The following is a 12,707-nucleotide window of genomic DNA, read 5'->3' on the forward strand; positions in this document are numbered from 1 at the left end:
CTTGAGAGGCGAGGCGAGATTGCGCGGTCACCGGATGTTCGCGGATGCGTGGAGAGGCGCCCTGGAGCTCGCGGGCGCGCCGGAGCGAGCGTGGGCGCTCGCGGGCCGTCCGGAGAGGGCGCGGGTTCTCACGGGGACGCGGGTGCTCGCGGGCCGTCAGGAAGAGGCGCGGGTGCTCGCGGGTTTCCCGGAGGCGGCGCGGGTGTTCGCGAGGGCGTGGGCGCTCGCGGGCCGTCAGGAAGGGGTGCGGGCATGACGGCCCGATACATGGGCATCGCGGAGGAACTGCGCGACGCGATCATGCGAGGCGAGCACCCCGTGGGCGCCCAGCTGCCCTCCGAGGCCGAACTGGCCACCCGCTTCGCCGCCTCGCGCGGCACGATCCGCCAGGCGGTCGCCGTGCTCGCCACCGAGGGCCTGGTCGGGTCCCGGCAGGGGGCCAGGCGCATCGTGCTCGGCCGCGAGCGCAGCCAGAGCTTCGCCGAGCTGCACAGCTTCGCCCAGTGGGCGCGGGCGATGGGCTACCGGGTCAGCGGGCAGGTGCTGCAGCAGCGTCGCCGGGGCGCGGGTGCCACCGAGGCCGTACGGCTGGCGCTCCAGCCCGGTGATCCGGTGCTCTCCGTGCTGCGGCTGCGCTCCCTGGAGGGCGAGCCGGTGATGCTGGAGCGCACGGTCTACGCCGGGTGGATCGCTCCGGCCGTCGAGCGCATCGAGCCGGGCTGCGAGTCGGTCACCCAGGCGCTGTACGACAGCGTCGGCCTCGTCTTCGCGTACGGCGAGCACCTCATCGACGCGGTGGCCGCGGGTGTCCAGGACGCCAGGCTGCTGGCCGTGCGCAGGGGCAGCCCGCTGCTGCGCCAGCGGCGGGTCACCACCACCCATGAGGGACGGCCCGTCGAGTGGTCCGACGACCGCTACCGCGCGGGCAGCGTGACCTTCAGCATCCGCAACTCGGTGGACGCCAACCCGCTCGTACGGCAGATGGGCGACTTGCGCCCGGCGCCGTGAGAACGTATGTTCGATACGCCAGGCCCGCCTTCCCCCGGGTGCTCGTTCGAAAGCCGCGGGAGAGGCGTCTTGAGCAGACTTTACGGCGACCCCATCGAGGTGTGGATCCGCGACGGGCAGCCCGTCCAGTTCGTCTGGCGCGACCGCCTCTACACCGTCCGCCGGGTCCTCGACCACTGGGTCGTCGCGCGCGAGTGGTGGAAGATCTCCGACAGCGATCCCGGCGAGCGCCGGTTCTGGCGGGCCGAGGCCGTCACGGGTGATCAGGCCGGCACCTACGAGCTCCGGTTCGACACCGCGGGCGAGGGCTGGTTGCTGATCAGGGCATGGGACTGACGCTCCGCCCGGACGCGCCGCTCGCCGGTGAGGACGTGGGACCGGCGCCCCGCCCGGACACGTTTCCGCCGACGGTGACATGCCGATGGAGACATGTGGTCGGCGCCCCGTCCCGCACCGGCCCGCCTTCCGCCGGGTGGACGGCCCTCGTTCACTGCCCGGCGGGGTGGACCTCCTGGGGCCGGTCCTGCTCCGACGTCTCCGGCGAGGAAGCCTCCGGGGCGGCGGGCGCGGGGGGCGGGGAGCTCCTCACGAGCAGGTGCGGGACCGCCTCCGCCGGAGGCGGCGGGAGGTGGTGCTCCGCGTCGGCCTGCCGCCGGTGCCTGGCACCCGCGGCCTGGATCCCGGTGATCTGACGCACGGTCGCCGCGCACAGCAGGGAGGCGACCGCGACGGCGATCAGCTCGGTCGGCCCGAGGCCGGTCAGGTTCGTGCCCCCCTGGGACGCCCCCGGCCACAGCCGGGCCAGCACCAGGGCGAGCGCGAAGAGCCAGCTCAGCCACCAGGCGGTGAGCAGCGCCGTCCAGCGGAGGCGGCGGTCCAGCGGCGGACGGGAGGCCCACCACAGCCGGTCGACCAGCACGGCGGGCGCGACCAGGTTGACCACCGGCACGAACCAGCTCACCAGGACCGGTGCCACCGCGGGCAGGCCGGCGCCCTGCCGGGCGCGGAGCAGCCAGTTCAGGTACGCGGCGACGGCGGCGATCGCGGTCGCGGCGAAGAACATGATCAGGATGGCGAAGACGGTGACCGCGCCGAAGACCGCGTCGGCGCCGGGGGCGTGGGGGTCGCCGCCGAGCTCGGCTATCTCCAGGACGAGGCGCCGGCCACGGGCCTGCTCGAACACCGCCAGGCCGGCGATCGCGATCACCAGTGCGGTGAGAGCGACGTAGACGGCCGAAGCCGACCTTTTCTGTAGAGATGGGATAGAGCGCATGTATATCTCCCCCCGCCATGCGCCGAGGACCTGCCCTCTTTCTATCCCGTCAGCTCTCCCGCTAATCAGCCCAAACGACCCGCTCAGCCGACGATGCCGGACTCCCACGCCCACGCGGCGGTCTCCACCCGGTTCCTGGCACCCAGCTTCGTGTGGATGCTCCCCAGGTGCGTCTTCACGGTCGACAGCGAGACGAACAGCTCGGCGGCCACCTCCTGGTTGGTCCGCCCCCTGGCCACCAGGCGCACGACGTCCAGCTCGCGCTCGGTGAGGGGCTCGCTGGGCGGCCGGGCGGCACCGGTCCGAGGGTGGGACAGGTGTTCGAGCAGGCGTACGGTCACCGACGGCGACACCAGCGCGTCCCCGGCCGCCGCGGCCCGGATCGCCTCGATGAGCAGCGTCGGCCCGCTGTCCTTGAGCAGGAAACCGGTCGCCCCGGCGCGCAGCGCCCCGTAGACGTACTCGTCGAGGTCGAAGGTGGTGACGATGACCACCTTCATCGGGTCCTGCACCCCCGGCCCCGCGAGGATGCGGGTGGCCTCCAGGCCGTCCAGCTTGGGCATCCGGATGTCGAGCAGGCACACGTCCGGCCGCAGCCTCCGCGCCAGCTCGACGGCCTCGGCCCCGTTCGCGGCCGTCGCCAGGACCTCCATGTCCTCCTGGGCGTCCAGAATCATCTGGAACCCGGTCCGTACCAGCTCCTGGTCGTCGGCGATGAGCACCCGAATCGTCACCTCATGGATTGTGCCAGCCCGCGAGCGGGCCCGGATCGGGCATCCGGCCGATGTACCGGTGAACGGCGGCGAATCATCCTTTCGGCCGACTCCGCCGAAACCAAGGCGGGCGATCGGTCGATCCGTCCCGGCTGAGCCGCGCGTACCTGGTGAGGCCGGTCAGGGCACGTGCCCTCGCGCCCTGACCGGCCTCGACCTGATCGGCTGGATCCGGCACGCCGCTCGCCCGCGCCACGGGGGATCCGGCGACCGGGATCAGCCGGTCTGGCTGTTGAGAATCCGCAGGTCGGTGACGGTGTACGACAGTGAGCCGCGGAATCCCGCGCCGGTGCGGAGGGGCTTGAGGTCAGCGAGCTCCTCGCCGGGGGCGGGAAGGAAGGTGAGGTCGCCGTCGCCGACCCAGGTGTTGGCGATCTTGACGTTGTCCAGGACGGACAAGGTCAGTTCGTGGACGGCGGGGTTGTCGTACTGGCCCGCGGTGAGACGGGGGAAATGCCGCAGGTTGACGATGGGACGGCTCAGTGCGGGAAATGTGGGAGAGGTCTTCCCCAGGGTGATCTGCGCCTCGGCCAGCCGGCGCCCGGCGGCCGACATGCTGGCGGCGAACCTGCCGCCGGGACCCACGACCGGCGTGGCACGGCCGTCCACCGCGAAGGCCCTGGTCTGGTGGATCGCGCCCATCTTCTTGGGGAAACCCTGGACCCAGCCCCTGGCCAGCGACGAGTCGTTGTCGACGTAGATGAAGGGGCACCACGCGACGGAGGTGTCCTGCCAGCGGGCGTCGAGGAGCACCAGGAACTCGCTGTACTGGCTGCGCACCGGGTCGAGGTACTCCTGGTTCTCGCCGGAGAACTGCCAGTCGATGAACAGGGCGTACCCATGGCCGGAGGAGGAGGGGTCAGGCTTCAGCCCGGTGGGCAGGGCCGCCTCGGCCGCCTCGGGAGAGGTCCAGAACTCCACTCCGATGGCGTCGCCCGCGTAGTGCCACGGCGGAGCCGACGCGAGGTTGGCCACGCCGCGAGCGCTGAGCGGAAGTGTGTAGCCGCGCAGTCTCTCGGTCACCGTCCGGGCCGCGTCGGTGGCGACACCGGTGACCCTCGGATCCGCGAGGGCGGGGGACGCCGCGGTGGTGGTCGCGATGGCGGCGAGTCCACCGGCGATCAGACTGCGCCGGCCAAGCTCGTTTTCGTGCACGGTATTCCTCACCTGTAATTTTTCTGCACACCCGATTTCCGGACATGTCATGACTGACAGCCGGTTGCTTGGACACTGCCCAGGGCCGTTGATCGAGCGCGGCGGTCGGCCGTGCGAGGACTTCCCGTGATCGGGGCGCCTGGGAGCAAGATCCATTGCAGTGGGTCGTCCGCCGCGTTTCCATGTCCTTTTACCGGTACGGGCCGGTAGGCGGACGGCGTCCTCCGCGATGCCCGCCGCCCGGGCGAGGGCGGAGGTGTGCGGCGGGGGGTTCGCCGGCGACGTCCGTCCCCGCCGGCCCGGCCGGGAGGGGTCAGCCCAGGACCAGGTCCCTGACGGTCTTCAGGGACGCCTCGTCGCGGGGGCCCATGACCAGGAGGGTGCTCACCGGGCTCTCGCGCCACAGCTGCAGGCGTTCGCGGATGCGGCCCACCGGGCCGACCAGGGAGATGCCGTCGGCCAGCTCGTCGGGAATCGCGTTGAACGCCTCGTCCCTGCGTCCGGCCAGGTAGAGGGCCTGGATCTCCTCGGCGGCCTCGGCGTAGCCCATCCTGCCGATGATGTCGGCGTGGAAGTTGCGGCTCTTGGCCCCCATGCCGCCGATGTAGAGGGTCAGCATCATCTTCACCCCGTCCAGCGCCGCCCTGACGTCATCGGTGATCACGGTCATCACCATCGCGGCGATGTCGAAGCCGGGGCCGGCTCCGGCGAGCGAGGGGCCGTACATCCGCTCGATCTTCTCGGGGAACACGAACAGCGGCAGCCAGCCGTCGGCGATCTCGGCGGCGAGCGCGACGTTCTTCGGGCCCTCGGCGCCGAGGTAGAGGGGGATCTCCGCGCGCAGCGGGCGGGTGATCAGTTTCAGCGGCTTGCCGAGGTTCGCGCCTCCCGGGTAGGGGAGGGGGTAGTGCTCGCCGTCGCTCGTCACCGGCTCCTCGCGGCGCCACACCTTGCGCATGATCTCGACGTACTCGCGGGTGCGGGCGAGCGGCTTGGGGAACGGCGTCCCGTACCACCCCTCGACGACCTGGGGCCCCGACGCGCCGATGCCGAGCAGCAGCCGCCCGCCGGTGAGATGATCGAGCGTCATCGCGGTCATCGCGGTCGCCGCCGGGGTTCTCGCGGAGATCTGCACCACGGATGTGCCCAGTTTGATGCGGGACGTCCGCGCGCCGTACCAGGCCAGAGGGGTGAAGGCGTCGCTACCGTAGGCTTCCGCGGTCCAGACGGACTCGTACCCCAGCCGTTCGGCGGTCTGGACGAGTTCGGTGGCGTCGTCGGCGTTCCGTTGCCAGTAGCCGAGGTTCAGGCCGAGCTTCAGGTCGGTGCTCACGGGGGTCTCCTCGCGACGTGACGCCGGACGGGCTCCGCAATTAGAACACGTTCTACATTGGTCGGTCGAGTGTGAGGTGTCGAAATTCGGTCTTCCGGGAAGCGTGCACATGTGCTCAATGCCGCTCGCAAACTCCTCTCCCTGATCTCGCTCCTCGCCCTCGCCGCGATCGGAACGATCCCGGCCGTGGCGCACGCGGCGGGACGGCCCAACGTCGTGCTGATCCTCGTCGACGACCTGGACGCGGGTGATCTGCAGAAATTTCCCAATATCTGGAGCCTGCTCGCCCAGGGCGGCACCAGCTTCGACAGGTTCTTCGTGCCCAACTCCTGGTGCTGCCCCTCTCGTGCGTCGATCATGCGGTGCCAGTACGTGCACAGCCACGGCGTGCTGACCAACACCGCCCCCGAGGGGGGCTTCACCAAGTACTACACGTCAGGCCTGGAACGCTCCAACATCGCGACGTGGATGAAGTCGGCCGGATACCGCACCGGACTGATGGGCAAGTACCTCAACCACTATCCCGGCGGCGCCACCTCCGCCACCCACGTGCCTCCGGGCTGGGACGAGTGGGACGTGCCGGTGCGCAGGCTGTACGAGGAGTACGGCTACACGCTCAACGAGAACGGCATGCTGCGCGACTACGGCTTCGCGCCGCAGGACTACCTGACCGACGTGCTCAGCGCGAAGGCGGGGGCGTTCGTCTCCCAGCCCGGCCAGGATCCGTTCTTCCTCTACCTCGCCCCGGTCGCCCCGCACAACCCGGCCAACTACGCCCCCCGGCACCAGGCCGCCTTCGCCGGGGTGGTGGCCCCGCGCACCCCGTCCTTCAACCAGCCCGACGTCAGCGCCGAGCCGCTCTGGCTCAGGTCGCTCCCGCCGCTCGACGCCTCGAAGATCCGCAGAATCGACCGGCACTACCGGGACCGGCTCCGGGCGATGCTCGGCGTGGACGACATGGTGGGCACCCTCGTCGAGTCTCTCAGGGCCTCCGGCAAGCTGGATGAAACGTATATCTTTTTCGCTTCCGATAACGGGTTCCACCTGGGCCAGCACCGGCTTCCCCATGGCAAGACCACGCCCTTCGACGAGGCGATCAAGGTGCCGCTGCTGGTCAGGGGACCCGGCGTGCAGGCGGGCCGCGTCGTCGGGGACATGGCCGCGAGCATCGACCTGGCCCCGACGTTCGCCCAGCTCGCCGGGGCCACGCTCCCCGACTTCGCCGAGGGCCGCTCCCTGCTGCCGCTGCTGCGGGGCGAGAGGCCCCCCTCGTGGCGCCAGAACGTGCTGCTGGAGTTCTACCGCCCGACCAGCCCGAGCTCGGCCCGCCAGACCCCGGTCCCGGCGTACCAGGGGATGCGGACCGCCCAGCACACCTTCGTCCGCTACTCCACCGGCGAGTACCAGATCTACGACCTCCTCAGGGATCCCTACCAGCTCCGCAACCTCGCCGCCGAGACGCCGCTCCCCGTGATCGCCGAGTTCAACCGGCAGCTCGACGCCCTGGTCTCCTGCTCGGGCGCCACCTGCCGCTCAGCCGACTCGGTCACTCCGCCCCTGCTGCCCTTCAAGCCCCTCGTCGTCCTCAGCCCCTGGGGGACGTGAGATGCCGGGGTAGGCCCGCCGCAGGTGGTCCTCGACGGCGGCCGAGGCCTCCGCCGCGTCCCCGGTGGCGATGGCCCGGTGGATCCGGCGGTGGTCGGCCATGAGCCCGGCCGTGCCGCCGAGGCGCTCGACCGCCTCGACCGCGTAGCGGCGGAGCGAGTCGCGCAGGGAGAGCATCATGGCGGTGGTCAGCCTGTTGCCCGACGCCTCGGCGATGGCCACGTGGAAGGCCGTGTCGTGCTCGACGAACTCCTCGGCCGTCGTCGTGGCGTCCATGCGCTCCAGCGCGGCGGTGAGGGCGGAAAGGTCGGCCCCGTGGGCGGCGGCGTGCGCGGCCGACCACTTCTCGATCATCAGCCGGGCGTCGACGACCTCCTCCAGTGACAGGTTCGACAACCCGAGGTGGAGCCTCAGCAGGTCGCTCAGGGCCTCGGCGGGCCTGGAGATGAGGAAGGCCCCCGCGTCCGGACCCCGTCCGACCTGGGACGACACCACCCCCAGGGTCTCCAGCACCCGCATCGCCTCGCGTACCGACGACCGGCTCACCCGCAGCTGCTCGGCGAGCTGACGCTCGCCGGGCAGGCGGTCCCCGACCCGGAGCCCGTCACCCGCGATGCGCCGCTCGATCTGGGCGATCACGTCCTCGAACGCCCGGGTGCGCCGGACCGGCTGCCAACCGCTCAAGAGGACCTCCTCTTGTGGGGGAATGTGGTCAGACCATACTGTGGTCGGACCATTGAACGGAAGGAGTGCCGTGCGCGTCGCCCTCTTCATCACCTGCGTGAACGACACACTGTTTCCCGGCACCGGGCGGGCGGTCGTCACGCTGCTGCGCCGCCTCGGATGTGATGTCGAGTTCCCGCGCGCGCAGACCTGCTGCGGCCAGATGCACGTCAACACGGGATACCCCGAGGAGGGCAGGCGGCTCGCGCGGCACTTCGTGGACGTCTTCGCCGGGTACGACGCGGTCGTCGCGCCGTCGGGATCGTGCGCCGCGATGGTCCGCGAGCAGTACCCGCGGCTCGCCCGCACTTCCACCACCCCCGCCATGGCCGGGTCCGGGACCCCGGGGGGCCTGATCACCAGGACCACCGGGACCACCGGGACCACTGAGGCCGCCGCGGCCGGAGAGGCGTCGGATTCCTTCGCCGCCGAGGTGGCCGAGATGGCGCCCAAGGTCCATGACCTCTCCGAGTTCCTCGTCGACGTCCTCGGTGTCACCGACGTCGGCGCCTACTTCCCGCACCGGGTGACCTACCACCCGACGTGCCACTCGATGCGCATCCTCCGGGTGGGCGACCGGCCCACCCGGCTGCTGGAGCAGGTCAGGGGGCTGGAGCTGGTCCCGCTCCCCGGAGCCGACGAGTGCTGCGGCTTCGGCGGCACCTTCGCGGTGAAGAACCCGGCGATCTCCGCGGCCATGTGCGCCGACAAGGTGCACAACGTCGCGACCACCGGCGCCGAGGTGCTGTGCGCCGCCGACAACTCCTGCCTGATGCACATCGGCGGCACCCTGAAGCGCCAGCGCACCGGCGTGCGGATCATGCATCTCGCCGAGATCCTCGCCGCCACGGAGGCCACCCGATGAGCGGCACCTTCCTGGGCATGCCCGCCTTCCCGGTGAACGCCGCCGCCGCCGTGCAGGACTCACAGCTCAGATACAACCTCCGCAAGGCCACCCACACGATCCGCGGCAAGCGGGCCTCCGCGGTCGGCGAGCTGCCCGACTGGGCCGAGCTCCGCCGGGCGGGCAAGGAGATCAAGGACCACACCCTGCGCAATCTGGAGCGCTACCTCCTCCGGATGGAGGAGGCCGTCACCGCGGCGGGCGGTCACGTCCACTGGGCGGCCGACGCCGAGGAGGCCAACAGGATCGTCGCCGGCCTGGTCAAGGCCACCGGCGAGACCAGCGTGGTCAAGGTCAAGTCGATGGCCACCCAGGAGATCGGTCTCAACGAGGCTCTCCTGGAGGAGGGCATCACCGCGTACGAGACCGACCTGGCCGAGCTGATCGTCCAGCTCGGGGACGACTGGCCCTCGCACATCCTGGTCCCGGCGATCCACCGCAACCGCTCGGAGATCCGCGAGATCTTCCAGGACAAGATGGCCGACTGGGGCCGCGCGGCGCCCGAGGACCTGACCGACGAGCCCCGCGCCCTCGCCGAGGCCGCCAGGCTCCACCTGCGCGAGCGCTTCCTGTCGACCAGGGTCGCGATCTCCGGCGCCAACTTCATGATCGCCGAGACCGGCACGCTGGTGGTGCTGGAGTCCGAGGGCAACGGGCGGATGTGCCTCACCCTGCCCGAGACGCTGATCAGCGTGGTCGGCATCGAGAAGCTGCTGCCGAGCTGGCGGGACCTGGAGGTCTTCCTCCAGCTGCTGCCCAGGAGCTCCACCGGCGAGCGGATGAACCCCTACACGTCCACCTGGACGGGCGCGGTCGAGGGCCAGGAGTTCCACCTGGTGCTGCTCGACAACGGCCGCACGAACGTGCTGGCCGACGAGGTCGGCCGCCAGGCGCTGCGCTGCATCCGCTGTTCCGCCTGCCTCAACGTCTGCCCGGTCTACGAGCGCGCCGGAGGCCACGCGTACGGCTCGGTCTACCCGGGCCCGATCGGCGCCATCCTCACCCCGCAGCTGCGCGGGACCGCCTCGGAGCTGGACGCGTCGCTGCCGTACGCCTCGACCCTCTGCGGCGCCTGCTTCGACGCCTGCCCGGTCGCGATCGACATCCCCGAGGTCCTGGTCCACCTACGCGGCAAGGTCCGCCACGCGCGTGCCGAGCGCATGGGCATGCGTGCCGCCGGGTGGGTGTTCGACCGTCCCGCGCGGCTGGCGCGCGCCCAGCGGCTCGGCGGCCGCCTGCGCAGGTTCGTTCCCGGGCGCCTGCCGGGACCGCTGTCGGCCTGGACCGATACTCGCGACATTCCCGACATCCCCGCCGAGTCCTTCCGCGACTGGTGGAACCGTACCGACGGAGGTGCCCGATGACCGCCGGAGCGGCCACCCCGGCGCCCGGACCCGGACGCTCGTCCGGTGCGGGTGGCGTCTCCGCCGACACGGGCGGCGTCTCCTCCGGCACGGGCAGCAGGGAGCGGATCCTGTCGAGGATCCGCTCCGCCGTGGCCGGAGCCCCCGACGTCGAGATCACCCGGGCCTACCGCACGTCACCGCCGGCCGATCCGGAGCGCGTGGTGGAGTTGCTCGCCGAGCGCGTGGCCGACTACCGGGCCGTCGTGCACGTGGTCGAGGCGGCCGAGGTGGCCGCGACGATCGCGGCGGCGCTGGCCCGCCGGGGCGCCACCCGGCCGGTCGTCCCGGACGGCCTGCCACCGGAGTGGGTTCCGGACGACCCGGTCACCGACGACCCCCCGCTGAGCGCGGCCGAGCTGGACGGGGTGGACGGGGTCGTCACCGGGTGCGCGGTCGCCATCGCGGAGACCGGCACCATCGTGCTGGACGCCGGGCCCGGGCAGGGCCGGCGGGCGCTGACCCTGGTCCCGGACTACCACCTGTGCGTCGTACGGGCCGGGCAGATCGTGGCCGGTGTCCCGGAGGCCGTCGGCAGGCTCGACCCCTCCAGGCCGCTGACCTGGATCAGCGGCCCCTCCGCGACCAGCGACATCGAGCTGAACCGGGTGGAGGGCGTGCACGGTCCGCGCACGCTGGAGGTCGTCATCGTCCGCTGAGCTCAGGCGTCGCTTGCGCGGGCGGGGCCGCTGGGATGAGGTTGGGGCCACACATCCCCCGGCCCCCGGCAAGGAGGGCGCGTGACCGCCTTCACACCCGATCCGCCGATTCTGACCGGCCGGCTCGTGATCCGGCCCTTCCGGCCCGCCGACGCCGCCCGCGTCCGCTCGGTGATCAAGGCGCGTGCCAGGTTCCTGCCGCCCGGCGCGCCCGGTCATCCGTCGGGTGTCTCTCAGTGGCTCTCCCACGGTGTGCACGAGCTGGGCCGTTCCGGCCAGGGCGTGCACCTGGCCATGGAGGCCGAGGAACTGGTCGTGGGGGCGATCAGCCTTTTCAGGACCCTCTGGGGCGCCGGGACCACCGAGGTCGGATACGGGGTGCACCCACTACACCGGGGCCGGGGCTACGCCACCGAGGCCCTGCTCGGCGTGGCGCGCTGGGTGTTCGAGACGACCGAGATGCGCAGGATCGAGCTTCGCGCCGACCTGGCCAACACGGCCTCCCTCCGGGTCGCGGAGAAGTCCGGTTTCGTCAGGGAGGGCGTGCTGCGCGCCGCCGAGCTGGGGGAGGACGGACCGCGCGACATCGTGGTGTTCGGAATGCTCAGAACGGATCTGTCCTGACACACGCCGGATTTTCGCGTCGCGGGCGGCGCGATGGAAGACCTGCCTGGTCGGGAGAGGTGAACGGGCCGGGCAGGGTGCGCGGGGCGTGAAACAGCGGCGTGGCCGTGCTGGACGTCTCCCGCGAGCCTGGCTACCGTGCCATGGCGTGTGATCCGGATGGCCCGGCCGGTGAGGGAGCATCGCCCGCCGCCATCGGCCCGATCCTCGCGGCCCGTCACACCCGCGCGAGAAAAGACAGAATTTACCGATCCGTTACCTGTCCATGTGGTGCCGTCATCGGATATTGTCGCGAGTCGCCACTGCGTAACCCCAGGTCAAGGTCATTGGAGTCCTGTTTCCATGAAACCGCCGCTGCTGCTCATCGGGCAGGGCTCGCACGACGACAATGGATCTGCTGAATTCGGTAGGTTCATTCATCGACTCCGCTGTCGCCTGGACCAGACGGCCGCGGACGTCTCCGGCGGCTACATCGCCAGGGCCAGGCCGCGCCTCAGCGACTCGGTCGCCTCCCTGGTCGCGCGCGGGCACCACCGGCTGGTGGCCCAGCCGATGAGTCTCACCGGCGACGTGTGGCTCGGCGCGGACATCCCCGCCGCGATGGCTCGCGAGCAGGAGAGGCACCCCATGCTGACCTGCGACTACGGCCGCCCCCTGGGCTCCGACCCCCGCATCCTCGCGCTGCTCGCCGAGCGTCTGGCCGACGCGGCCGCCGAGGTCGCCAGCCTCCGGCTGGTCCCGGCCGCCGCCGGGGCGCTCGACGAGGAGCCCGAGCACATCGAGATCGGCGAGACCGCCGTGGTGCTGGTCGGCGACGGCTCCACCAGTCCCGAGACGAACGCCGACGTGCACCGGGTCTCGCGCCTTTTCTGGGAGACCCACGCCCACGAGTACATGACCGTGGAGACGGCCTTCGTCTCCCTCACCCCGCCCGGCGTCCCCGGCGGCATCGAGCGCTGCCGCCGCCTCGGCGCCAAGCGCGTGATCGTCGTCCCCTACCTGCTGTTCGCCGGTGGCCTGCTCGACCGCGTCTGGGCGCAGGCCATGGCCTACGCCGCCGGCCACTCGAACCTGGACGTCCGCTGCGCCGACGTCATCGGAGACTGCGAGGGCCTGGCCGACGTGGTCATCGAGCGTTACGAGGAGGCGCTCAGCGGTATCGCCTGGTGATCCCCTCCATGGGTCGGGCGGGGCCGATACCGGATGCCCCCGGTGGCCCTGTGCGGTCTTTTCGCGCTTTTTCCGAA

General features: G+C 71.4%; 14 protein-coding genes. 9 read left to right on the plus strand and 5 right to left on the minus strand.

Features of this window, described 5'->3' with window-relative positions; translation table 11 throughout:
- Window positions 1–34 precede the first annotated feature (34 nt).
- The 3 genes from ACVCAG_RS35650 (at window position 35) to ACVCAG_RS35660 (ending at window position 1,344) form a co-directional block, all read left to right on the plus strand.
- The gene (locus ACVCAG_RS35650) at window positions 35–256 is read left to right on the plus strand and encodes a hypothetical protein (protein WP_447191190.1); all 222 of its coding nucleotides are present in this window, start codon (window positions 35–37) and stop codon (window positions 254–256) included.
- Window positions 253–1,008, plus strand: a complete 756-nt coding sequence (locus ACVCAG_RS35655) for a UTRA domain-containing protein (protein WP_440065877.1) — start codon at window positions 253–255, stop codon at window positions 1,006–1,008. The genes ACVCAG_RS35650 and ACVCAG_RS35655 overlap by 4 nt, the downstream gene beginning before the upstream one ends.
- Window positions 1,009–1,077: 69 nt before the next feature.
- On the plus strand, window positions 1,078–1,344 hold the full coding sequence (locus ACVCAG_RS35660) for a DUF6504 family protein (protein ID WP_440081316.1): 267 nt from the start codon (window positions 1,078–1,080) through the stop codon (window positions 1,342–1,344).
- A gap of 151 nt (window positions 1,345–1,495) precedes the next feature.
- Here ACVCAG_RS35660 and ACVCAG_RS35665 read toward each other — a convergent pair whose 3' ends face one another.
- The 4 genes from ACVCAG_RS35665 to ACVCAG_RS35680 all read right to left on the minus strand — a co-directional run bounded on the left by ACVCAG_RS35665 (window position 1,496) and on the right by ACVCAG_RS35680 (window position 5,542).
- Window positions 1,496–2,281, minus strand: coding sequence for a DUF4328 domain-containing protein (locus tag ACVCAG_RS35665; RefSeq protein ID WP_440081315.1), 786 nt, complete (start codon window positions 2,279–2,281; stop codon window positions 1,496–1,498).
- Window positions 2,282–2,364: 83 nt separating this feature from the next.
- A complete protein-coding gene (locus tag ACVCAG_RS35670; RefSeq protein WP_362837154.1) occupies window positions 2,365–3,015 on the minus strand; it encodes a response regulator transcription factor in 651 nt (216 codons plus the stop codon).
- A gap of 255 nt (window positions 3,016–3,270) precedes the next feature.
- On the minus strand, window positions 3,271–4,209 hold the full coding sequence (locus tag ACVCAG_RS35675; protein WP_440081314.1) for an acetoacetate decarboxylase family protein: 939 nt from the start codon (window positions 4,207–4,209) through the stop codon (window positions 3,271–3,273).
- 313 nt (window positions 4,210–4,522) lie between these two features.
- Window positions 4,523–5,542, minus strand: a complete 1,020-nt coding sequence (locus ACVCAG_RS35680) for an LLM class F420-dependent oxidoreductase (RefSeq protein ID WP_440081313.1) — start codon at window positions 5,540–5,542, stop codon at window positions 4,523–4,525.
- A gap of 111 nt (window positions 5,543–5,653) precedes the next feature.
- Between ACVCAG_RS35680 and ACVCAG_RS35685 the strand changes: the two genes are divergently transcribed.
- A complete protein-coding gene (locus tag ACVCAG_RS35685) occupies window positions 5,654–7,147 on the plus strand; it encodes a sulfatase-like hydrolase/transferase (RefSeq protein ID WP_440081312.1) in 1,494 nt (497 codons plus the stop codon).
- Here the strand turns inward: ACVCAG_RS35685 and ACVCAG_RS35690 are convergent.
- On the minus strand, window positions 7,076–7,831 hold the full coding sequence (locus ACVCAG_RS35690; protein WP_440081311.1) for an FCD domain-containing protein: 756 nt from the start codon (window positions 7,829–7,831) through the stop codon (window positions 7,076–7,078). The genes ACVCAG_RS35685 and ACVCAG_RS35690 overlap by 72 nt on opposite strands.
- Before the next feature lie 70 nt (window positions 7,832–7,901).
- Between ACVCAG_RS35690 and ACVCAG_RS35695 the strand changes: the two genes are divergently transcribed.
- The 5 genes from ACVCAG_RS35695 (at window position 7,902) to ACVCAG_RS35715 (ending at window position 12,630) form a co-directional block, all read left to right on the plus strand.
- Window positions 7,902–8,735, plus strand: coding sequence for a heterodisulfide reductase-related iron-sulfur binding cluster (locus ACVCAG_RS35695; RefSeq protein WP_440081310.1), 834 nt, complete (start codon window positions 7,902–7,904; stop codon window positions 8,733–8,735).
- Complete coding sequence (locus tag ACVCAG_RS35700) at window positions 8,732–10,138, plus strand: LUD domain-containing protein (RefSeq protein WP_440081309.1); 1,407 nt, start codon at window positions 8,732–8,734, stop codon at window positions 10,136–10,138. The genes ACVCAG_RS35695 and ACVCAG_RS35700 overlap by 4 nt, the downstream gene beginning before the upstream one ends.
- Complete coding sequence (locus tag ACVCAG_RS35705) at window positions 10,135–10,836, plus strand: LUD domain-containing protein (protein WP_440081308.1); 702 nt, start codon at window positions 10,135–10,137, stop codon at window positions 10,834–10,836. Before ACVCAG_RS35700 ends, ACVCAG_RS35705 begins: the two co-directional genes overlap by 4 nt.
- Window positions 10,837–10,917: 81 nt before the next feature.
- Entirely contained in the window at window positions 10,918–11,460 is a 543-nt protein-coding gene (locus tag ACVCAG_RS35710; protein ID WP_440081307.1) for a GNAT family N-acetyltransferase, read from the plus strand.
- Window positions 11,461–11,802: 342 nt separating this feature from the next.
- The gene (locus tag ACVCAG_RS35715; protein WP_440065891.1) at window positions 11,803–12,630 is read left to right on the plus strand and encodes a CbiX/SirB N-terminal domain-containing protein; all 828 of its coding nucleotides are present in this window, start codon (window positions 11,803–11,805) and stop codon (window positions 12,628–12,630) included.
- The last annotated feature ends 77 nt before the right edge of the window (window positions 12,631–12,707 follow it).

The organism is Streptosporangium sp. G12, assembly GCF_052983175.1.

What these genes read in the sequence shown, in the direction of transcription:
- ACVCAG_RS35700 (WP_440081309.1), top strand. Translation starts at nt 8,732, where the DNA reads ATGAGCGGCACCTTCCTGGGCATGCCCGCCTTCCCGGTGAACGCCGCC.
- ACVCAG_RS35665 (WP_440081315.1), bottom strand. Translation starts at nt 2,281, where the DNA reads ATGCGCTCTATCCCATCTCTACAGAAAAGGTCGGCTTCGGCCGTCTAC.
- ACVCAG_RS35655 (WP_440065877.1), top strand. Translation starts at nt 253, where the DNA reads ATGACGGCCCGATACATGGGCATCGCGGAGGAACTGCGCGACGCGATC.
- ACVCAG_RS35715 (WP_440065891.1), top strand. Translation starts at nt 11,803, where the DNA reads ATGAAACCGCCGCTGCTGCTCATCGGGCAGGGCTCGCACGACGACAAT.
- ACVCAG_RS35650 (WP_447191190.1), top strand. Translation starts at nt 35, where the DNA reads ATGTTCGCGGATGCGTGGAGAGGCGCCCTGGAGCTCGCGGGCGCGCCG.
- ACVCAG_RS35705 (WP_440081308.1), top strand. Translation starts at nt 10,135, where the DNA reads ATGACCGCCGGAGCGGCCACCCCGGCGCCCGGACCCGGACGCTCGTCC.